The organism is Leifsonia sp. A12D58 (assembly GCF_047530025.1).
Taxonomy (GTDB): domain Bacteria; phylum Actinomycetota; class Actinomycetes; order Actinomycetales; family Microbacteriaceae; genus Cryobacterium.
Genome location: NZ_JBLJAT010000001.1, coordinates 243,956 through 263,101 on the forward strand (window position 1 = coordinate 243,956; position 19,146 = coordinate 263,101).

Below are 19,146 nucleotides of genomic sequence, written 5' to 3' on the forward strand. Positions count from 1 at the left end.
TTATGAGCAACAAAGTTTAGAAAAGAATCGTTTTTCAGTTCTAGTCGCGGTAGAATTGAGGCATGCTCATAGTTGAGGAATCTCGCCAAGTGAAAGACATCCTGCGGGATTTCACAGCGGAGTTTTCGGAGGCCACGCCGTGCGCAACTGTGCGCGTCGAGAGTGATGATGACTTGGTCGAACGCGCCATTCAGGCCGAGCATGCCGGGCGGTGCCTCGATGCGTACCGGGTGTCGCTGGCCGCGGAGGTCGCAGAGCGGTCACGAAAGACGCTTGAGGTCGCGGAGCGGCTCTCATCCAAGCGGGGGTGCCGCAGTGGCACCGAACTCCTCGAGCGCCTGACGGGGGTGTCGGCGAAGACGATCGCGAAGCGAGTCCGGCTGGGTGGGCAGGTGCGCACCCAGTACGCGTTGGACGGCACTGCATTCCCCGCGAGGTTCCCGGTCGTCGCAGTGGGCTTGGCCAGTGGTCACCTCGGCCAGGACAGCGCCGAAGTGATCATTGCGGCGCTCGGCCCGTTGCGTGGTCGCATTGCCGTCGATCAGATTCAGCTTGCCGAGGAAGCCCTGGTTGCTGCGGCGACCGGGCAACCGATCGGGCCAGATGAGGAGCCCACGGTCCCGGTGGCCGCGGATGAGACCCTGCTGCAGGCGCAGGTCTGGAAGGCGTTCATTGACCCGGATGGGCTTGAGCCCGACGAGAAGCGGGCCATGCTGAACCGAGGTTTCCGGCTCGCCGCGGAGCGCGACGGGCTCATCCCAGTGTCGGGCGCGTTGATGCCGGAGACGGCGGCGAAGTTCCAACGACTGATGGATGCGTACATGTCGCCCAGAACTGCGCAAGTGAAGTTCCTGACCGCGGAGGAACAGAACCAGCAGATTGACCAGGACGAGCTGGAGCGCGACGACCGCACTCAGGACCAACTGCGCCACGACCTCTTCGCGATGATCGTCGACACGGCCGCACGAAGCGCTGAGGCTCCCACAATCGGCGGAGCAGCTCCGACGGTGCTGGTGAGCGTTCGGCAGGACGACCTGCTCACCGGAAACGGCGCCGGTCACATTGACGGACAAGTGGCACCGATCTCGATGCTCTCGGTGGAGCAGATGATCTGCGCTGGGGGAGTGCAACCGGTGACGATCAACGCGAAGGGCAAGATCATCGAACTCGGTGTCACCGACCGGTGTTTCACCGGACAGCAGCGCCGGGCCATCACGCTCCGCGACGGAGGCTGCATCATCCCTGGCTGCCAGAGCCCGGCGGCGTGGGCGGAGATTCACCACGTGATCCCGGATGCGCTCGGTGGGCCGACAGAGGTCGGCAACGGAGTGACGCTCTGCTGGTTCCACCACCGCACCATTCATCGGTCGGGGTGGCAGATCCGGATGGTCGACGGGGTGCCCCAGGTGAAGGCGCCGATCTGGATGGACGGGCACCAGAACTGGCACGTGGCCACGAAGTCACCAACGCGAATGACAGACCAACTCGCTGATAGACGCGATCAACGCGATCAACGCGATCAACGCGATCAACGCGATCAACGCGATCAACGCGATCAACGCGATCAACGCGATCAACGGCGAACCGGCTGAACCAAGCATTCCCCAACTACAAGCATTGCCCAACTAGTTATGCTGGCGCACCTCGAAGTGGTCACGCAGAGGCGCATGTAACTCCGACTCGACCACGACGGGCGCAGACGAGTCCTGGTGATGGCGTCAATCACTAAACTTGGAAGCCTTGACTGAGGGAGATCCATGACGAACGTGACCGGGCCAGACATGCATCAGAGGCTGCCCGTGGCCGGCTGGTATCCCGATCCGTCTGGGCTTCCGCGTCAGCGCTGGTGGGATGGCAGCCAGTGGACCGAGCACCTGCACGATCCATCGCTGGAGACCTACGGGGTCACTCCTGCTGTCGTCGTCGGTCCGAACACTCCGGCATACACGCCCTATATCTGGGCGATCGTGCTTCTGCCGATCTTGTCATTGATCGTTCTGATCACCATGGATCCGATGGGCCAGGCCTTCAGGATCGACGAGCATGGTATGCCGCAGACGAGCCTGGCGATGGTCGTGATCGAGCTTCTCGGCTGGGCAACGTACGCGGCGACAGTCGTGTTTGCCTATCTCGACTACGCACGGCTGAAGAGCGCAGGTTTTGCACGCCCGTTCCACTGGGCGTGGGCGTTCCTGTCGTCAGGTGTTTACGTGATCGGGCGTTCGGTGGTCGTACACAGGAGCATCCCCCGCAGCCTGACGCCGATCTGGGTTTACGCTGCTGTCGCACTCGCTGGCCTGATCATTGTCACGGTGCAGATGGTGTCGGCCGTGTCGACGTTCATGTCGACGGTGCCGGGCGGGATCGTCGCCTAACAGGCTGCTGGCCACGGGCTGCTGCGCTTCGCCGCCAGCGGCTACCTGGCGTCGTAGGTGGCGCGAGATGCTTCGATGTTCGGGTGGTGGGTGACCGCCCAATTCGCCAACACGATGGCCGGTTCGATCAACGTGCTGCCCATCGGGGTGAGGGTGTATTCGACGCGCGGCGGCACCTCGGCGAATACCTGCCGCGAGACCAGGCCATCTCGTTCAAGTTGACGCAACGTGAGGGTCAGCATCCGCTGTGAGATGCCGGGAATGTGCCGCTGCAACTCGGTGAATCGCAGGTGACCGCCCTTGAGGGTGACGATCACCAGCAGTGACCACTTGTCACCGATACGACTGAGCACCTCGCGGATGGCGCGGCCATCGGCCTGATCGCCGTGGCACGAATCTTCATACTCACTCTTGGTGATGGTGTCCAACATGTCCGTCGTGATCGTCGTCATCGTTTCGTTCCTGTTCCTCTGGCACACGCGTGTGCCTTTTGTAGCGACCACAATAATCACGCATCATGTGGTCACGCACAAATGGTAACTGAAGCGGATGTCACTATGTCAGTATCCGTCTCGGCATCAGCTACTGCGGCCCGCTCTCACGTCACTTCATCGATTGGACTCGCCATGCTCATCACTCTCTGGATCATCAACGGACTCCTTGCCGTCGCCTACCTGGGTGCAGGCTTGATGAAAGCATCCAGGCCCAAGTCAGCCCTCGCCGCGTCGGGAATGGGATGGGTCGAAGATTTCTCTCCAGCGAGCGTGAGGCTTATTGGTCTGTCTGAAGTACTCGGTGCGATCGGCCTTGTGCTGCCGTTGCTTCTGGGCGTGGCCCCTGTATTGACGCCGATCGCCTCCACGGCGCTGACGATCGTGATGATCGGCGCCGTCGTCGTGCACGCCCGCCGCAAGGAGAACGCAACTCCGTCGATCGTGCTCGCGATTCTCTCTGCGGCCAGCGCGATCCTCGGCTTCATCGTCGTCTTCTCCTAGCGTCCCCTGGTTGACATGGCCGGGCTGGCCTGTGCAGTGTGGCCCGGTCTGACCGGCTCCTTAAGTCGCTTAGAGTTTTCGTATGACTGCCACCGCGCTTGAGGAGCTCAGCACTGAGCCGTATGTCCTGCTGACGACGTTTCGCAAGAGCGGCGAGCCGGTATCGACTCCGGTCTGGATTGTCGACAGCGGCGACGGGCGTCTACTGGTGACCACTGCAGGTAACTCGGGCAAGGTCAAGCGCATCCGCAATGGTTCACGCGTGGAGCTCACGCCGTGCGACATGCGGGGCGCCACGAAAGACGATGCTGTTGTAACCCCTGCAACTGCCGAGGTGCTGACGGACAGCGCTACCCGCGAGACCATCGAGGCAGCGCTTCTTGCGAAGTACGGCCTGCGCTACAGGGCGATCCGTGCTGCGGGCAAGCTGCGCGGTTCCGACAAGGTGAGTGTCGTGCTGCGCCTCACGCTGACGCCGACGGCATAACGCACCTTTTTACTCCGCCGTCTTGGCGGCCTTCGCCGCGCGATGCTGTTTGGCTCGCGCCACAGCGGCTTTGGCTGCCTTATTCATGGTCGTGCTTGCTTTCTTAGCGCCCTCGAACTCGGTGCCGAGCAGCGCGAGTCCACCGAGCGCAATGAGTGAGCCAGGACCGGGCAGCGGGATGAGAACGATTCCGAGCGCCACGGTTCCGGTGCCGGCCACGCCGATGGTGGTGCGGTAGACACGATCAGCTGTGGGATTACGACGGATGCCGGAACGCACGCTGGTGAAAGCACGCGAGGCGACGCCCGGTGTGTGCGGCGGTTCCTGTGGCGTCGGCGTCGAAGTCGAAGTGGTGCTGTCGCTGCGCGATCCTGTTGCCATGGGGTCAGCGTAACCTCACCAGCTGACTGTGGCCATTGAGGTGCAGGGGCCCGGCCGTCTGAGGGCCGTGCCAGAATGACGACACGAATCACACGAATCACACGAATCACACGAATCACACGAATCACACGAATCACACGAATCACACAACACCGAACAGCAACGAAGCAAGCGACGGGAGCCTGATGCAAGAAACAGTCATCACAGTGCAGGGTCGATTCTCTGACTGGTACAAGCCCGAGCGAGCAACAGTCGATCTGAGCGTCAGCTTCGAGGGCCCCGACCGCCTGCCTGTCTTCGAGCACGCCACTCGCGCCGCCGAGATCGTGCGCTCGACGATCACATCGCTACATGATGCGCAGGCCGGCCCCGTCACCTGGTGGTCCTCGGACTCACTGGCTGTCTGGAGCACCAAACCGTGGAACAACGAGGGCAAGCAACTCGCACCGGTGATGCACGCGGCAATCAACTTCAGTGTTCGGTTCAGTGATTTCGAAGCACTCGCCCGCATGATCGAAGTCGTTGCAGGGATTGATGGTGTCTCGGTCGGAAACATCGACTGGTCGCTGACTGCCGGTCGTGAGACATCCGTCACAGCAGAGGTGCGATCACGGGCGGTGAAAGATGCAGTTGCCAAGGCCAGCGTCTACGCGCAGAGCATCGGTCTCGGCTCGGTGCGAGCGATCGCGCTGGCGGATCCGGGCATGCTCGGCGATCAGGGCGCTGGACCGATGCCGTTTGCGGTGGATGCCATGCGGATGGGCTCTGCCGGCGGCTCAGAGCTGATGCTGAAACCAGAAGACATCGAGGTCACTGCTGTGGTCGACGCCCGCTTCATCGCCAGCTAGGTAGTTCCCGCATGATTCAGCTCGCGAGCCCGCCCTGCTAATCGGCGATCAGGCGCTTGCCGAACGACGCGACGACATCCTGCGTGTACCCGAGAGCTTCGTAGAACGCGAAAGCTGCTGCGTTATCTGCACGCACCTGCAGGTTGACCTTGGGGCATCCTTTTTCTTCGAGCAGGCGCTCGACCTCACTCATCAGCACGCGGCCGAGACCCAGGCCCTGCTCGTCTGGCGTGACGGCAAGGTAGTTTACCCAGCCGCGGTGGCCATCGAAGCCAGCCATCACGCTGGCGATGACGGTGTCGGAACGAGCACCAGCGGCATCCGTGCCCGACGGAATGACCCCAACGAGAAACAGCTCAGGCTGCACAGTGAGCTTGCGTTCGATGTCGAGTCGAGGATCGTTCCATGGGCGGGTGAGCCCGCAGGCGTTCCAGAGTTCGATAACTGCATCGGTGTCTGCGGGGGAGAAGGCGCGAATCTGCATCCGACCATTCTCCCGACATTTCGTGGGGCGCGAATTACAAGTTGAAGGTAGCCAGCACCGCGAGGTGGTCGCTGGACCCCGACTTGAATGTGCGCAGCGACGTCGCCTCTAAGCCACGCTGGAAGATGTGATCGATACGACCGATCGGGAAGTTGGCCGGCCAGGTGAATCCGAGCGACGCATCCGACTGGTTCGGCTCGGACAGCTCAGCCTGCAACGGCGCCAGCGCAATGTCGCTCGAGGTCGCGTTGAAGTCGCCGAGCACGATTACCCTGTCGTTCTCGTCGTTCGGCACGATGCCAGCCAACTCGGCGAGCATAGTGTCGCGGTCGGTCTGTTCGCCGGGGCGGAACGAGGCGGCATGGATGACATAGACGCTCACCAGTCCTTGTGGAGTGTCGATGTCGGTGGCCAGTGCTCGCTTCCAGCCCAGGCCGAGGTCGAGCGGCTGCTCGTTCACAATCGGATAGACGCTCCAGAGCCCGACGGTGCCGACCGTATAGCTGTACGGATGGCTGTCGGCGAGAGCGGATGCTGCCGCGACGCGGGCATCCGCATCGAGTTCTTCGAGCGCGATCACCTGGGCACCCTCGTCAGCCAGTGTCGTTGCCGACGTTGCGGCGGAGCCCGAACCCGCGTGCACGTTCTGGCTGGCAACGGTCAATGAATTCTCGGATGCCGCGGCCGACGAGATCCAACCGAGTGGAACGAGAGTTGGCACAAATGCGACTGCCCACACCAAGAGAGGAACGACAACAATCAGCCAGGCGCGCCGTCGGCGCGTGAGAAGGGCGATCAGGAGTAACACCGGAATCAGCAGTCCGAGCCACGGCAGAATCGTGGCGAATCCGGTGCCGACCGAGCCGGGAACGAGCGAGCCGAATGCCAACAGAACGGCGAGAAGCAAGGCAGCTACAGCGACCGCCCGTGACCGCGTGCGCCGTGAGGCGTGGGTTGCTGAAGGAGTCGGGTCACCGCCGGGAGCTGCTCGATACATAGTTGATATCTTGTCGGCCCGCCCTGTGCAATTGCCGAGCGCACAGCGTGCAGGACCCAGGGGCGTGGCGTCGCACCTGCCCGGGTTCTCGCCGGGGGAGTGCGACACTTGACCGAACCGAGGAGGACCCGTGGCGCTGATCGACAACGCGATCTATGTGGATGGTCGACGAGCCGCGAGCCCCGCAACGCTCGACGAGAGCTTTGAGAGCATGAAGGCGAACGCAGGGTTTGCCTGGATCGGCCTGTACCGACCGACCGAAGACGAAGTGCGGTCGGTCGCCCGAGAATTCAACCTGCACCATCTGGCCGTCGATGATGCGCTGAAGGGGCACCAACGTTCCAAGCTGGAGAAGTACGACGACACCCTGTTCGTCGTGCTGCGACCCGCCAGGTATATGGACGAAGACGAGCGGGTGGAGTTCGGTGAATTACATGTTTTCGTCGGACCTGACTTCGTCGTGACCATCAGGCATGCAGAGTCCCCTGACCTGGCCCAGGTTCGGCAGCGGTTGGAGGGCGAGCCCGAGCTGCTTGCGCTCGGTCCCGAGGCCGTGCTGTACGCCATCCTCGACCAGGTCGTCGACGAATACGCTCCTGTTGTCGCCGGCCTGGAGGACGACATTGACGAGATCGAAGACCAGCTCTTCGATGGAAACCCAGCGGTGTCACGGCGCATCTACGCACTCTCACGTGAGGTGATCGAGTTTCAGCGGGCAACGAAGCCGCTAGCGCCGATGCTCGAATCGCTGGTCAAGGGATTCGAGAAGTACAACGTGGCCGTCGACCTGCGGCGCCACCTGCTCGACGTGCTCGACCACACCCTGCGGGTATCGGAGCAGGGGGATGCCCAGCGGGAGCTGCTGCAGAACGCACTGACTGCAAACAGCACGGTCGTGGCGCAACGGCAGAACGATGAGATGCGCAGACTGTCTGAGACGAGCCTCGCCCAGAGCGAAGAGGTCAAGAAGATCTCGAGCTGGGCCGCTATTCTCTTCGCACCCACCCTCGTCGGCACGATCTACGGAATGAACTTTCGGAACATGCCAGAGCTTGATTGGGAGTACGGGTATCCGTTCGCCATCGCGCTCATGCTGTTGATGGGCTTCGGGCTCTACCGGGTGTTCAAGAAAAGAAACTGGCTCTAGACCGCCCCAAAGCTGCGAAACTCGGGCCGCCTAAGCGGAAAATGCCCGTCTCAGACTTAGGGTTGCGATGTGTGGCGCCTCGATAAGAAACTAAGTGACGACGACGTGCAGTCGGAGTACGCGGACGCGTCAGCGCCCAGCGCGCAGAACATGACCTCGCCTCACGCCGTCAGTCTGGGAGATCCGACGCTTGTCGCCGGCAACATTGCTGAGCCGTCATGGCAACGCTGGCGTGAGGATCTCGCCAGGGTCGGTGGCGATTCGCCTCTGCTGCATTTCAGCGACAACCCTCGCACCCGCATTGAATTGAGTGCGAGCCACCCCGGTGGTCTTCCGCAGTTCATCACCGGCAAGTCGACGCTGCTGTCCAACCTCATCCGCGATGAGCTCGCGCTGCGCAACGCCCGTCTCGCCGCGGGAGAGATCACTCAGAAGGGCATCGAGCTGCGTTCGATGCGCGGAATCGAGTCGGTACACCTGGCGATCGGCCTGGCAGAGTGGCGCCACGGCGACACCGAGTTCACCGCACCTGTGCTGCTGCGCCCCGTCGCAATCCGCCGTTACGGCCGCGATTTCGAGCTCAAGCTCAAGGGTCAGCCGTTCCTGAACCCCGAGCTCGCGCATGCACTGCACGAACAGTTCAAGATCACGCTGGATGCTGACGCGTTCGTCGCACTCGCCATCACGAATGGTGCGTTCAAACCGCAGCCCGTGATCGACCGCCTGCGTGGCCTCACCACTCACCTTCCCTGGTTCAACGTGGTTCCGCGCCTTGTCGTTTCGTCGTTTGCCGATGTCGGTCGGGTGCTCGCCGAAGACGCCAGCAACTTCGACCACCCGCTGCTTGATGCGATTGCCGGCAACCCGACGTCGCGCCGCGCGGTTGAAGCCGCATACAACCCGGTCGTTCCGATCGGTCAGGATGCCAGACCGCCGGCCACCGACACGCTGCTGCTCGACGCCGATGCCGAACAAGAGAACGTCGTCGCGCAGATCGCTGCGGGCAACTCTCTTGTTGTGAAGACGCTGCCCGGCACGGGCGGCACCCAGACAGTCGTGAACGCAATCGGTTCGCTCATCTCGCAGCACAAGCGTGTGCTGGTAGTGAGCGCTCGCCGCTCAAGTCTGGACGGCATCGCTCACCGACTGACGCATGTCGGATTGCCCGGGGTCGCGGTCACTCCGCGGTCACTCCGCCGCGACCTCATCCAGTCGATCACCCGCAACGAGAAGGCGACCCAGCCCAAGGTCGGAGATGTTGACGATGCTCTCGTTCGCCTTCGCAAGGTGCTGCTCGACTACCGTTACGCGCTTACTCGCCGCGATCCAGCGCTCGGCGTCTCTGTGCTCGACGCCCTAGGTGAGCTGACGCGCCTGGCCCAGCTGCCTAACCCGCCTGCAACGACGGCTCGCCTCGACCGCGCAGCTCTCGAACGCCTCGCACACGACCGCACAGCGGCAGCCCAGACCCTGATCAAGGCCGCGGCGCTCGGTGAGTTCCGCTATGGCCCGGGGGATTCGCCCTGGTATGGCGCCTCGTTCGCCTCGACAGCTGAAGCCGGATCAGCGCACCAGCTGGCCAAGCGCGTCAACCAGATCGAGCTGCCGCGTTTGCTTGAGCGCGCATTCGGACTGATCGGTCAGACGAAGCTGCGCCCGTTCGAGACCATCACCGAGCTCGGCATCTACCTGCGTCTGCTGCTCGACATCCGCGAGACCCTCGACAAGTTCCAGCCGGCCGTTTACGACCGTTCTCTTGTTGAACTCATTGCGGCCACGTCGTCGCGCCGTGAGTCGTCCGAGATGTCGGCGACCAGTCGTCGCCGGTTGCGGAAGCTCGCGGAGGAGTACCTGCGTCCCGGCGTGCACGTCAGCGATATGAACGAAAGCCTGCGTCGCATCCAGCAACAGCGCACCCTGTGGCAGCGATACGTCGTGGCCGGAGCGATCCCTGAAGTGCCGGTCGGCATAGCGGATGTGCACGTTGCGTACCAGCGTGTCGCCGCCGATCTCGGCGCGCTCGACGTCCCTCTCGGCATCGCGGGTACGACAAATCAGCTGGCAAATCGTCCGGTGCAGGAACTCACTCACATGATCGCCGGGCTCGCCGCCGAGAGCGAGGTGCTTGCGAATCTGCACGAGCGCACCGCCTTGTTGGCGACGCTGCGCGAGCACAACCTCGATCCGCTGATGATGGACCTCTCTGAGCGTCACGTCTCTGAGCAGGATGTCTCAGCCGAGCTCGAACTCGCTTGGTGGCAGTCGGTGCTTGAGACGATGCTCGGTTCTGACAAGGCTCTGCTGAACGCCAACACCCAGGTGCTCGACCGGCTCGAAGCCGACTTCAAGCTCGTTGACGAAGCCCATGCGTCGTCCTCCGGCTCCCTGCTGGCCTGGCTGCTCGCCGAGACCTGGAAGATCGGGATCGTCGACTGGCCAGAAGAGGCCGAACAGCTGCGTCGCCTGCTCCGTTCAGACCGACTCAGCCCGACCAAGCTGCACGAGGTTGCTCCGCACCTGGGTCGTGTTCTCGCTCCGGTCTGGTTGGTATCACCATATGAAGTGGCGACGCTGACCGATCAGATCAAGTTCGACACCGTGCTCCTTGTCGATGCAGGCGCGACCACGCTTGCGGAGAACGTCGGGGCGATTCGCCGCGCCAAGCAGGTCGTAGCCCTCGGCGACCCTGTCACGCAGACGCCCTCGGTGTTCCAGACCAGCATCACCGACAACTCGGATGACGCGCCATCCGCCGAGACCAGCGTCGACGCGCTGCACGCCGACTCTGCATTGGCCAGGCTCGGCGAGCTGCTCCCCACTCTCACGCTCACCCGCAGCTATCGTGCCGGCGGCGAAGATCTCACCGAAATCGTCAACCATCGTTTCTACGGCGGGCGCATCGACTCCCTGCCCTGGGCCGGTAGCTTCCTCGGGCACGGCAGTCTCACCCTTAACTACGTCGAGGGTGGCCACGGTATGCCGGATGCCGACACCGGCGCCGTCGAAAGCGTCGACGCCGAGGTTGCCAAGGTCGTTGAACTTGTGATGGATCACGCGGTCAAGCGGCCACGCGAATCGCTGATGGTCATCACGGCAAGCACCAGGCACGCTGTGCGGGTGAACCAAGCAGTCCTCGCCGCGTTCGCGAAGCGCACCGACCTCTCTGACTTCATCCTGAAGGACCGCACGGAGCCGTTCACCGTGCTCACATTGGAGCAGGCCGTTGCTCAGAGCCGCGACCGCGTCATCTTCTCGATCGGCTATGGTCGTACCCCGCACGGACGCCTGCTGTCGAACTTCGGTTCGCTGGGTGAGCCGGGCGGAGACCGCCTGCTGGCGATCGGTATGACGAGGGCGCGCCGCGCGATGGATATCGTGTCGTGCTTCCGACCAGCAGACATTGACGATGACCGTCAGCGGCACGGCATCCTGGCGCTCTCGCAGCTGCTCAGCCAGACCGAGGCTCGCGGCACTGAGGTGTCGGTTCCTGATGCCAGTGAAGCCATGCTCGTTGACCTCGCCGGTCGCCTGCAGCGCATGGGCATCACCGTCTCGCTTGGGCACCGCGGCAAGCTCGCTCTCGCTGCCTCACACGCCGGACGTGCAGTCGTCGTCGAAACTGACGTCGTCGTTGGCCGCAGCAGCCTGCGTGAATCACTGCGACTGCGACCAGAAGTGCTGCGCCGTCTCGGCTGGCATTACCTGCGCGTGCACAGCTTCGAGTTGTTCAGCAACCCGGATGCCGTTGCGGCCCGTGTGGCAGCGCTGGTCGGAATCAAGCCGTCGACCGAAGGACAGGTTGAAGGCGCGTAGCCTTGACGCATGAGTGACCTGCACCATGGCACCACCGGTCCTGCCCAGACGGGCAGCGATACGGGTAGTGGAACTACCGCCGAACCACGTCAGAGCGTCGTCAAGGCGCCTGGACGCGCCAGGCGTGCACGGCTTACTCCTGCACCAGACACCGATCCGAGCCCTGACGTTCCGGTTCCGCGTGAAGACGGCGGGATGGCTCGAGCTGAGGGCGCTGCTGCCGGCAACACGTCACGGGGCGAGAACGACGACAGGCTGCGCCAGGACCGTCCGCCGCACTGGTAGGCGCTACTCGGTTTTGTCGTCGGTGTCTGTGCCGGTTTCTGTGACTGGGGAATCCGGGCCGGTGTCTGCGTGGCGCGCCCCGTTCAGGATCGCGCTCACTTCGTCATCCGCGGTCTGCCGAAAGTCGTCGTAGTACTCGCCGACGGCGAAGAATGACTCTGGAGTGTGCAGGCTCACGATCTCATCGGCAGAGGGCAGCCGATCGAGAGCGCTGACGGGACAGACCGGTATAGCAAGCACCACCTGTGACGCGCCGAGATCGTGCATGACGCGACAGGCGGCCTCTGCGGTTGATCCAGTGGCGACGCCGTCATCGACGACGATCACCGTGCGCCCGGCTGGGTTGATCCTGTCTCGTATCCGCCAGCGAGCAACACGATCGTCGAGCTCTGCCCGTTCGCGCTCCTCCACCCCGTTCAGTTGGCTGTCGGAGATCCAGCCTGGCCCGAATTCGGAGTTCAGCACGCGAACGCCGTCTTCGCCAATGGCGCCGAGCGCAACTTCAGGTTGTGGGGGATAGCCCAGCTTGCGCACGATCACGAGATCGAGCGGTGCGTCGAGGAAGTCGGCAACTGCGGCAGCGACCGGAACGCCACCGCGTGGAATGGCCATCACCACGGGGTCTACGTCGCGCAGGTGTTCAAGCAGCGGCGCCAACCGCTGCCCGGCATCCGCTCGATTCGTGAATGCCCGCATATCAGGCCGGCTGAGCTTAGAGAGTGTGCTTGGCGCCGCCCTCGCGGGTTGCCAGCAGGTCGCGGATCTCGGTGAGCATGTCGAGTTCGGTCACAGGATCCGCTTCGTCTTCTGCGGTGATGCCTGACTTGCGGCGGCGCTCCTGGGCTTCCTTCATCTTGTTGATCGGCACGACGAAGACGAAGTACACCACGGCGGCGATCAGAAGGAAGTTGATGATGGCCGCCAGCACGAGGCCAAACGAGATCTCGGCCTTACCGATATGTACGACCATCGAGTTCGCGAGGCTGTCCGCATTGAAGAGCGCTGCGATCAGCGGGTTGAAAATTCCGTCGACGATTGCGGTGACCACAGCGGTGAACGCAGCGCCGATGACGACCGCGACAGCCAGATCGATCACGTTGCCACGCATGATGAACTCTTTGAATCCCTTAAACATGGGGTCTCCTTCTATCACGGTATGGCACGACAGAAGCCGACGCCGGTACGTTGTGTGCTTCTCAGCCTATGCGTATCGGTCCCAATCAGGGAAGAGAATCGGCCGTGAGGCGCGCTTTGTGAAGCATTAGGAAGCGGCGGCCGAGGTGGAACTGCTTGGGCTCGAGCTTGAGCTCGAGCTGCTGCTTCCGGCACTGACGGCAGGCTTGCTTTCCTTGGCCGGCGTTGACGCAGCGGCAGTGCTTGCGCTCTTCGCCGGTGACGGGGCTGAACTTGACTTGGTGGTGTCGCGCGAGTCGTTGCGGTAGAACCCTGAGCCGTTGAATGTCACGCCGACTGCCGAGAACACCTTGCGCAGTTTGCCGTGGCAGGTGGGGCACACGGTGAGTGAGTCGTCGCTGAAAGCCTGGTGGATATCGAACGCGGTGTCGCACTCCGTGCAACGGTATGAATAGGTGGGCACTGAATCTCCGTGCTGTGTGGCGCCGCTAGCTGCGGCGCTGGGTGGCGGCGTGCGTCTGCACGTCGAAGAATTAGAACGAGATGATTCTCGTCGGGGTGATCACTCCGTTGACCGGCTGATCGTGCACTTCTTTGGGAACCTCGTCGAGAAACTCGTTGTCGTAGATGACGGCGTAGACCGGTGGGCAGCGTTCCATCGAGCCCAGAGTCTTATCGAAGTAGCCGCGACCCCAGCCCATCCGCATGCCGGTCTCATCGATCGCCGCGGCCGGAATGATGATCAGATCGACATCGTTGATGGCGATCGGACCGAGCAACTCGCCGACGGCTTCAGGAATTCCGGTAATGCCTTCGATCTCTTCCTGCTCTTCACCAACTGTCCAGTCGAGCAGGCCGTCTTCACGCGTGATTGGGAACAGAATCCGGATGCCTTCAGCCTCTGCCCAATTGAGGAACGGACGCGTGTTCGGTTCGTTGCGAGCCGAGAGATAACAAGAGATCGAGCGGGCAGACAGGTCGATGACCAGGCTCTGCAGGTTCTCTGTAAATCCAGCTGTTGCGGCTTCCCTCTCAACCGACGTCAGGTTCTGGCGGCGCTCCCGCAATTCTGCGCGAAGCGCCCTCTTTCGGTGACCGATATCAGAGCCCATGGCTTCATTCTAGATGTGGAATCCGATCGTATGCCGATAGCCTGTGGTGCATGATAAATCGGATTACTAAGGCCGTCATTCCCGCCGCAGGACTCGGAACACGATTTTTGCCGGCTACAAAAGCGATGCCAAAGGAGATGCTGCCCGTAGTCGATAAGCCCGCTATTCAGTACGTCGTAGAGGAAGCGGTCACCGCTGGACTCCACGATGTGCTCATGATCACGGGGCGTAACAAGAACTCGCTGGAGAACCACTTCGACCGACTGCCTGAGCTTGAAGCGCTGCTTGAAGCAAAGGGAGACGCCGGTCGTCTGGCGAAGGTGAACGCGTCGACCGACCTGGCTGACATGCACTATGTGCGCCAGGGCGACCCGCGTGGCCTCGGACACGCAATCCTCCGGGCCAAGATGCACGTGGGCGACGAGCCGTTCGCTGTGCTGCTCGGTGACGACATCATCGACCCGCGCGATCCGCTGCTCGGCCGCATGCTCGACGAGCAGGTCAAGCGCGGCGCAACGATCGTGGCGCTGCTTGAGGTCGACCCGTCGCAGATCTCGCTCTACGGTGCTGCTGCTGTCGAGATGACCGACGACCCCGACGTGGTTCGCATCACGGGTCTGGTCGAGAAGCCTGCAGTCGAGGATGCCCCGTCGAACCTCGCCATCATCGGCCGCTATGTCCTGCGTCCCGAGGTCTTCGGCATCCTGGAGAACACCGCCCCGGGCAAGGGTAACGAAATTCAGCTGACGGATGCGCTGCAGACCATGGCCGTCACTCCTGAGGAGACCGGTGGCGTCTACGGTGTGATCTTCCGCGGCCGTCGTTACGATACCGGCGACCGCCTCGATTACATCAAGGCAATCGTGCAGATCGCTGTCGACCGCGCTGACCTCGGACCGGATCTGCGCCCGTGGCTCCGCGAGTTCGCTGCGGGTCTCGAAGACGGTCCTGTGGAAACCAGCCCGCTCGATTAAGCAGGTTCCACTAGATTTATTTGGCTGTACCGAATACAACTGCACCAACCGGGCAAATGCCCCACGATTAGACGGGTGAAGCGTGCCGATCGCTATTCCGACCCTGCGCGAGGGCGATATCTCGTTGCGTCCCGTGCGGATCCGCGACGCGAAGCTGCTTGAGCAGGAGCTCATGGAGAATCGCGGTTGGCTGCGCAAGTGGGAGGCAACAAGCCCGTATGCGCCGATGTCGTTCGACACTCGGGCCAGCATCCGCGGCTTGTTGTCTCACGCCCGCTCTGGCAATGGCTTGCCGTTCATCATCGAATCGGACGGCGAGTTGGCCGGTCAGCTGAACGTGTCATCGATCACCTGGGGGTCGCTGTCGTCTGCGACGATCGGCTATTGGGTGAGTGAGCGGTTTGCCGGCAGGGGCATTACGCCGACAGTCGTGGCCTTGGCCACCGACTACTGCTTCTTCCAGCTCGGATTGCACCGGATGGAGATCTGTATTCGGCCGGAGAACGCGCCGTCGCTGCGCGTGGTGGAGAAATTGGGTTTCCGCTATGAGGGTCTTCGGCGGCGATACATCCATATCAATGGGGAGTGGCGCGACCATTTCTGCTTCGCGTTGGTAGTTGAAGAGGTGCAGAGCGGTGTGTTAGCTCGCTGGCACGACGGTACAGTGCCGCCGAATGCCGCCATGATCACGCCGGCAGACCTGGCTGCTTCTGCGCATCCATTGCCAGTGACGAAGAAATAACAGCTGATAGTCAGCTGAAATCTCTGCAGACACACCCTCGGGAATGTGGCACATAATACGTGGTCGCTCATACCGTAGGGAGCATGAGTGGTGAGGCGCTGGGTGGGGGAGTCATGGTGGCGATTGCCGCTGTGCTCTGGGTCGCGTATCTCATGCCCACATGGGCAAGGCGCCGACAGTATCTGGCGACTGAGAGAAATGCCGTAAGGCTGCAGCAGACGATGCGGATTTTGGCCGAAACCGCCGAGGTTCCCGGCGAGGTGCGGCTTGAAGCGTCGGCACGCACGGTGTCTGCTCAGCAGAAGTTGCTTGCTCAGGCCGAGAGCGACGCCAGAGCGGATGCCAAGCAGGCAGCGGATGCCGCACGGGCATCCAGGCGCGCTGCCGTTCTCGCAGCGCGGGCCTCATTGCAGCCTGCACCTGCTCCCGAAGGTTCGCCGCCGGTCTCAACGCTGCACAAGCTGCGTCGAGCCAGGTCGCTCGCCTCCGTTGTTCTTCTGCTGGGACTCATCACGATCATGGCCGGGGTTGCTCCAGCGCTGTCAGGCGTCTGGGTACTCCTCCTTGCTGGCGTGGTCACCGCTGGAGCGTCTCTTGGCCTGTTGTCCAAGCTCGCCAAAGCAGGTCGCTCAATCCGTGCTGCTGGACAGGTTGCGGTTGTGCGTCCATCCCAGGCTGTGCAGGATCTGGCACTGCCGCGGTTCGAGCCGGTCCAGTTGGTTTCAGAGCCTCAGACCGCTCCTGCGACCTGGACGCCACGCTCGCTGCCACGCCCCATGTACCTCTCGCGGGGATCGATCGCACAGACGGCTATGGCGTCGGTGGATGCTGCTGCCCAGCTGAAGGCAGCCGCTGCTGAGGCGGAGATCGCGCTGCGCGCTGCCCAGATCACCAGCGACGCAACACCGCTCACGCGGACGACATCTGCCCAGCCTGCGGCGAGTATCCCCGCTGCGCGTCCGGCCGAGCGCGAAACCGCGTCGAACAGCCGCTTCGCGTCGATGGGGATCATTGGCGAGACAGCCCCTGGAATGTCCGACCTTGACGCCGTGCTTCGTCGTCGCCGTGCCGGATAGCCCAGACGCCGAACCATCATCCGCCAGCTCCGACGCCGGCGGAGATTCCGCATGCTGGCTGGCGAATGTATGTCCGGGCTGTGGCAGCTATGTTGATGATGCAGCGCTCGGCGTCTGCCCACGCTGTGGGGGCGTTTTGCTGCAGGATGAATAGCCCAAACGCGCACTTTCAGCGGGCGCAGCTGTGTCGGTGGCGCGAAGTCCCCACTCGCGCGTGATAATCTTCATAAGCAGTTTGGGGCTATGGCGCAGTTGGTAGCGCGTCTCGTTCGCAATGAGAAGGTCAGGGGTTCGAATCCCCTTAGCTCCACCAACGTTCAAGAGCCCGACACGAAGTGTCGGGCTCTTGAACGTTAATGAACGCTGTGATTCGAGGAGGAGCGAGGGCGGAGCCTGAACGACGGGGTCCCCTTAGCTCCACTGAATGGATAAGGATCGGCCCAGAGGGTCGGTCCTTACCCATTTAACCGACGGGCGACCCTCGGCACTGAACACACAGGTCTAGTGCTCACTCAAGCGCCGAGAGCGGTGCCGCTCATGAGGCAAGAGCACAGGGTTGTCCAATTTGGATTGTGCACAATCTAATTGCCTGTTACGTTTATGTGATGACGATCTTGAACCCGCTCGCCCTCGATGCGCAGGTGTGTTTCGCCCTGTACTCGGGGGAGAAGGCAGTGACGTCCGCGTATCGGGAGTTGCTGGATCCGCTCGATCTCACCTACCCGCAGTATTTGGTGATGCTTGCCCTCTGGGAGGAAGACGACGTCACTGTCTCGTGGCTGGGATCGCGACTCGGCCTCGATAGCGGCACGCTGTCACCATTGCTCAAGCGTCTTGAGGCCGCGGGGCGGGTGACTCGCATGCGCAGCGCTGAGGACGAACGCGTGGTGAAGATCACGCTCACCGCCGACGGACGAGCTCTCAGGGAGGGGGCACTGCGCGTCCCCGCCGAGCTGTTCGCCCGGTTAGGCCTTGACCCCGTCGAGGCTACCGAGTTGCGGCGCCTCCTCGCAAAGATCTGTTTCACGAATACCGCCCGGCTTGAACGGGCAACCGACACGAAAGAAGCATGATGAACACGCTCTACACCGCTGAAGCCCTGGCAACCGGGGGTGGCCGCAACGGTCACGTCGCGACGACAGACAGCCGCATTGACCTGGGGCTCGCTATTCCTGTGGCGATGGGTGGCACCGGCGACGGAGCAAACCCTGAACAGCTCTTCGCTGCCGGCTACGCCGCATGTTTCCACAGCGCACTTCAGATGGCGGCCCGCGAGCACAAGGTTTCTATCGACGGATCAAGCGTGGGCGCCCAGGTGCACATCGGTGCAATCGAGGGTGGTTTCGGGCTTGCGGTCACCCTTGAGGTAGTGATTCCAGACGTCCCGGCGGATGTCGCGCAGTCGCTGGCCAGCCGGGCGCACGAGGTGTGCCCGTACTCCAACGCCACGCGCGGCAACATCGCTGTGGAAATTGTCGTTTCTGACGACTAATCGAGCGGCCCTCTGAACACATTCTCAACTGTTGCTGACACGACAAGCGCCACCCGAAAGGGTGGCGCTTGTGTGCAAATATAGGTGACGCAATGGAAGAGGGAAGCAATGGCTGGTCAGAGCGAGCGCACCGCTGAGACACGCGAGCGCATCCTGTCAGCCGCGGCCGTGGAGTTTGCCGAGCACGGATATGCGGGAGCCTCGATCAGCGCCATAGCCGAGACATCCGGCACCGGAAAAGGTCTGGTCCAGTATCACTTCCGCGCAAAGTCAGACATTGCGGCCGCCGTGATTCGATCGGTTTTCGCCGTGGCCCCGTTCGCCAATGTTTTGGGGGAGACCCCGTCGCGCGGTATCGACGCAATTATCGGCTCCATCCGTGGAGTCGGGGGAGCGTTCCGCAATGATGTGCGGGTTCGCGCCGCCGTGCGACTTGTCCGCGAGTACGACCAGATCAACATCCCCCTCCCGATGCCGTATGTCGGCTGGATCGCGCGGATCGCGGGAATGCTCAACGAGGCCGCTGACCTGGGTGAGGTGTCTCCTGGCCTGGATTCCGCGCGTGAGGCGTACCACTTGGTGGCGAATTTCTATGGGGTGCAAGAGGTGTCGAGCCGGTTGACCAATCGTGATGACCTGATGGAGCGCATAGAAGAGATGATGCTTCGCTCGTTGACCGTTCTGGGAGTATCCGACGTCGCGAATCGGCTGCGTGCGGGCTTGAACCAGGAAGCGTGACAACGCCGACGACCACGTGCACGTCACGATTGGCACAGCCCACCTCCTTACTGTACGCTCGTACAA

22 protein-coding genes and 1 tRNA gene are annotated in these 19,146 nt (G+C 62.5%); 15 read left to right on the plus strand and 8 right to left on the minus strand.

Features of this window, described 5'->3' with window-relative positions:
• The first annotated feature begins 62 nt into the window (after positions 1–62).
• Together ACMT3I_RS01235 and ACMT3I_RS01240 are read left to right on the plus strand one after the other, a co-directional pair.
• Positions 63–1,592, plus strand: a complete 1,530-nt coding sequence (locus ACMT3I_RS01235; protein ID WP_414802623.1) for a DUF222 domain-containing protein — start codon at positions 63–65, stop codon at positions 1,590–1,592.
• Positions 1,593–1,757: 165 nt separating this feature from the next.
• Entirely contained in the window at positions 1,758–2,375 is a 618-nt protein-coding gene (locus tag ACMT3I_RS01240) for a DUF2510 domain-containing protein (RefSeq protein WP_414802624.1), read from the plus strand.
• 41 nt (positions 2,376–2,416) lie between these two features.
• On the opposite strand, the gene ACMT3I_RS01245 is transcribed toward ACMT3I_RS01240, so the two are convergent.
• Entirely contained in the window at positions 2,417–2,827 is a 411-nt protein-coding gene (locus ACMT3I_RS01245) for a winged helix-turn-helix transcriptional regulator (protein ID WP_414802625.1), read from the minus strand.
• A 105-nt stretch (positions 2,828–2,932) separates the two neighbouring features.
• Between ACMT3I_RS01245 and ACMT3I_RS01250 the strand changes: the two genes are divergently transcribed.
• Both ACMT3I_RS01250 and ACMT3I_RS01255 read left to right on the plus strand, forming a co-directional pair.
• A complete protein-coding gene (locus tag ACMT3I_RS01250; protein ID WP_414802626.1) occupies positions 2,933–3,370 on the plus strand; it encodes a DoxX family protein in 438 nt (145 codons plus the stop codon).
• An 82-nt stretch (positions 3,371–3,452) separates the two neighbouring features.
• The gene (locus ACMT3I_RS01255) at positions 3,453–3,857 is read left to right on the plus strand and encodes a PPOX class F420-dependent oxidoreductase (RefSeq protein WP_414802627.1); all 405 of its coding nucleotides are present in this window, start codon (positions 3,453–3,455) and stop codon (positions 3,855–3,857) included.
• A gap of 9 nt (positions 3,858–3,866) precedes the next feature.
• Here ACMT3I_RS01255 and ACMT3I_RS01260 read toward each other — a convergent pair whose 3' ends face one another.
• The gene (locus ACMT3I_RS01260; protein WP_414802628.1) at positions 3,867–4,238 is read right to left on the minus strand and encodes a PGPGW domain-containing protein; all 372 of its coding nucleotides are present in this window, start codon (positions 4,236–4,238) and stop codon (positions 3,867–3,869) included.
• A 185-nt stretch (positions 4,239–4,423) separates the two neighbouring features.
• Between ACMT3I_RS01260 and ACMT3I_RS01265 the strand changes: the two genes are divergently transcribed.
• Entirely contained in the window at positions 4,424–5,086 is a 663-nt protein-coding gene (locus ACMT3I_RS01265) for an SIMPL domain-containing protein (protein ID WP_414802629.1), read from the plus strand.
• A 37-nt stretch (positions 5,087–5,123) separates the two neighbouring features.
• Here the strand turns inward: ACMT3I_RS01265 and ACMT3I_RS01270 are convergent, their stop codons facing one another.
• Complete coding sequence (locus ACMT3I_RS01270; protein ID WP_414802630.1) at positions 5,124–5,570, minus strand: GNAT family acetyltransferase; 447 nt, start codon at positions 5,568–5,570, stop codon at positions 5,124–5,126.
• Between the two features lie 34 nt (positions 5,571–5,604).
• Positions 5,605–6,567, minus strand: a complete 963-nt coding sequence (locus tag ACMT3I_RS01275; RefSeq protein ID WP_414802631.1) for an endonuclease/exonuclease/phosphatase family protein — start codon at positions 6,565–6,567, stop codon at positions 5,605–5,607.
• A 130-nt stretch (positions 6,568–6,697) separates the two neighbouring features.
• On the opposite strand from ACMT3I_RS01275, the gene ACMT3I_RS01280 reads away from it, so the two are divergent.
• From ACMT3I_RS01280 to ACMT3I_RS01290, 3 genes are all read left to right on the plus strand, one after another.
• Positions 6,698–7,714 (plus strand): magnesium and cobalt transport protein CorA, encoded by a 1,017-nt coding sequence (locus ACMT3I_RS01280; RefSeq protein WP_414802632.1) that lies wholly within the window; start codon positions 6,698–6,700, stop codon positions 7,712–7,714.
• Positions 7,715–7,783: 69 nt separating this feature from the next.
• A complete protein-coding gene (locus tag ACMT3I_RS01285; RefSeq protein ID WP_414802633.1) occupies positions 7,784–11,527 on the plus strand; it encodes a DUF4011 domain-containing protein in 3,744 nt (1,247 codons plus the stop codon).
• A gap of 9 nt (positions 11,528–11,536) precedes the next feature.
• The gene (locus ACMT3I_RS01290) at positions 11,537–11,812 is read left to right on the plus strand and encodes a hypothetical protein (protein ID WP_414802634.1); all 276 of its coding nucleotides are present in this window, start codon (positions 11,537–11,539) and stop codon (positions 11,810–11,812) included.
• A 3-nt stretch (positions 11,813–11,815) separates the two neighbouring features.
• Here ACMT3I_RS01290 and ACMT3I_RS01295 read toward each other — a convergent pair whose 3' ends face one another.
• From ACMT3I_RS01295 to ACMT3I_RS01310, 4 genes are all read right to left on the minus strand, one after another.
• Positions 11,816–12,508, minus strand: coding sequence for a phosphoribosyltransferase (locus tag ACMT3I_RS01295; RefSeq protein ID WP_414802635.1), 693 nt, complete (start codon positions 12,506–12,508; stop codon positions 11,816–11,818).
• 16 nt (positions 12,509–12,524) lie between these two features.
• A complete protein-coding gene (gene mscL, locus ACMT3I_RS01300) occupies positions 12,525–12,947 on the minus strand; it encodes a large conductance mechanosensitive channel protein MscL (RefSeq protein WP_414802636.1) in 423 nt (140 codons plus the stop codon).
• A 126-nt stretch (positions 12,948–13,073) separates the two neighbouring features.
• A complete protein-coding gene (locus tag ACMT3I_RS01305; RefSeq protein WP_414802637.1) occupies positions 13,074–13,409 on the minus strand; it encodes an FmdB family zinc ribbon protein in 336 nt (111 codons plus the stop codon).
• 70 nt (positions 13,410–13,479) lie between these two features.
• Positions 13,480–14,058: a 5-formyltetrahydrofolate cyclo-ligase gene (locus ACMT3I_RS01310; RefSeq protein ID WP_414802638.1), complete on the minus strand. Its 579-nt coding sequence runs from the start codon at positions 14,056–14,058 to the stop codon at positions 13,480–13,482.
• A 50-nt stretch (positions 14,059–14,108) separates the two neighbouring features.
• Between ACMT3I_RS01310 and galU the strand changes: the two genes are divergently transcribed.
• The 7 genes from galU (at position 14,109) to ACMT3I_RS01345 (ending at position 19,080) form a co-directional block, all read left to right on the plus strand.
• Complete coding sequence (gene galU, locus ACMT3I_RS01315; protein ID WP_414802639.1) at positions 14,109–15,032, plus strand: UTP--glucose-1-phosphate uridylyltransferase GalU; 924 nt, start codon at positions 14,109–14,111, stop codon at positions 15,030–15,032.
• Positions 15,033–15,114: 82 nt separating this feature from the next.
• Positions 15,115–15,774: a GNAT family N-acetyltransferase gene (locus ACMT3I_RS01320; protein WP_414802640.1), complete on the plus strand. Its 660-nt coding sequence runs from the start codon at positions 15,115–15,117 to the stop codon at positions 15,772–15,774.
• Between the two features lie 83 nt (positions 15,775–15,857).
• A complete protein-coding gene (locus ACMT3I_RS01325; RefSeq protein ID WP_414802641.1) occupies positions 15,858–16,850 on the plus strand; it encodes a hypothetical protein in 993 nt (330 codons plus the stop codon).
• 237 nt (positions 16,851–17,087) lie between these two features.
• A tRNA-Ala gene (locus ACMT3I_RS01330) sits at positions 17,088–17,163 on the plus strand.
• A 292-nt stretch (positions 17,164–17,455) separates the two neighbouring features.
• The gene (locus ACMT3I_RS01335) at positions 17,456–17,923 is read left to right on the plus strand and encodes a MarR family winged helix-turn-helix transcriptional regulator (protein WP_414802642.1); all 468 of its coding nucleotides are present in this window, start codon (positions 17,456–17,458) and stop codon (positions 17,921–17,923) included.
• Complete coding sequence (locus ACMT3I_RS01340) at positions 17,923–18,342, plus strand: organic hydroperoxide resistance protein (protein ID WP_414803503.1); 420 nt, start codon at positions 17,923–17,925, stop codon at positions 18,340–18,342. Before ACMT3I_RS01335 ends, ACMT3I_RS01340 begins: the two co-directional genes overlap by 1 nt.
• Before the next feature lie 108 nt (positions 18,343–18,450).
• The gene (locus ACMT3I_RS01345; protein WP_414802643.1) at positions 18,451–19,080 is read left to right on the plus strand and encodes a TetR family transcriptional regulator; all 630 of its coding nucleotides are present in this window, start codon (positions 18,451–18,453) and stop codon (positions 19,078–19,080) included.
• The last annotated feature ends 66 nt before the right edge of the window (positions 19,081–19,146 follow it).

Excerpts from the sequence above, each read along its gene's own strand:
- ACMT3I_RS01310 (WP_414802638.1), bottom strand. The coding sequence starts at position 14,058 with ATGGGCTCTGATATCGGTCACCGAAAGAGGGCGCTTCGCGCAGAATTG.
- ACMT3I_RS01240 (WP_414802624.1), top strand. The coding sequence starts at position 1,758 with ATGACGAACGTGACCGGGCCAGACATGCATCAGAGGCTGCCCGTGGCC.
- ACMT3I_RS01340 (WP_414803503.1), top strand. The coding sequence starts at position 17,923 with ATGAACACGCTCTACACCGCTGAAGCCCTGGCAACCGGGGGTGGCCGC.
- ACMT3I_RS01275 (WP_414802631.1), bottom strand. The coding sequence starts at position 6,567 with ATGTATCGAGCAGCTCCCGGCGGTGACCCGACTCCTTCAGCAACCCAC.
- ACMT3I_RS01265 (WP_414802629.1), top strand. The coding sequence starts at position 4,424 with ATGCAAGAAACAGTCATCACAGTGCAGGGTCGATTCTCTGACTGGTAC.
- mscL (WP_414802636.1), bottom strand. The coding sequence starts at position 12,947 with ATGTTTAAGGGATTCAAAGAGTTCATCATGCGTGGCAACGTGATCGAT.
- ACMT3I_RS01295 (WP_414802635.1), bottom strand. The coding sequence starts at position 12,508 with ATGCGGGCATTCACGAATCGAGCGGATGCCGGGCAGCGGTTGGCGCCG.
- ACMT3I_RS01250 (WP_414802626.1), top strand. The coding sequence starts at position 2,933 with ATGTCAGTATCCGTCTCGGCATCAGCTACTGCGGCCCGCTCTCACGTC.
- ACMT3I_RS01270 (WP_414802630.1), bottom strand. The coding sequence starts at position 5,570 with ATGCAGATTCGCGCCTTCTCCCCCGCAGACACCGATGCAGTTATCGAA.
- ACMT3I_RS01260 (WP_414802628.1), bottom strand. The coding sequence starts at position 4,238 with ATGGCAACAGGATCGCGCAGCGACAGCACCACTTCGACTTCGACGCCG.
- ACMT3I_RS01245 (WP_414802625.1), bottom strand. The coding sequence starts at position 2,827 with ATGACGACGATCACGACGGACATGTTGGACACCATCACCAAGAGTGAG.
- ACMT3I_RS01345 (WP_414802643.1), top strand. The coding sequence starts at position 18,451 with ATGGCTGGTCAGAGCGAGCGCACCGCTGAGACACGCGAGCGCATCCTG.
- ACMT3I_RS01335 (WP_414802642.1), top strand. The coding sequence starts at position 17,456 with ATGACGATCTTGAACCCGCTCGCCCTCGATGCGCAGGTGTGTTTCGCC.
- ACMT3I_RS01255 (WP_414802627.1), top strand. The coding sequence starts at position 3,453 with ATGACTGCCACCGCGCTTGAGGAGCTCAGCACTGAGCCGTATGTCCTG.
- ACMT3I_RS01325 (WP_414802641.1), top strand. The coding sequence starts at position 15,858 with ATGAGTGGTGAGGCGCTGGGTGGGGGAGTCATGGTGGCGATTGCCGCT.
- galU (WP_414802639.1), top strand. The coding sequence starts at position 14,109 with ATGATAAATCGGATTACTAAGGCCGTCATTCCCGCCGCAGGACTCGGA.
- ACMT3I_RS01290 (WP_414802634.1), top strand. The coding sequence starts at position 11,537 with ATGAGTGACCTGCACCATGGCACCACCGGTCCTGCCCAGACGGGCAGC.
- ACMT3I_RS01235 (WP_414802623.1), top strand. The coding sequence starts at position 63 with ATGCTCATAGTTGAGGAATCTCGCCAAGTGAAAGACATCCTGCGGGAT.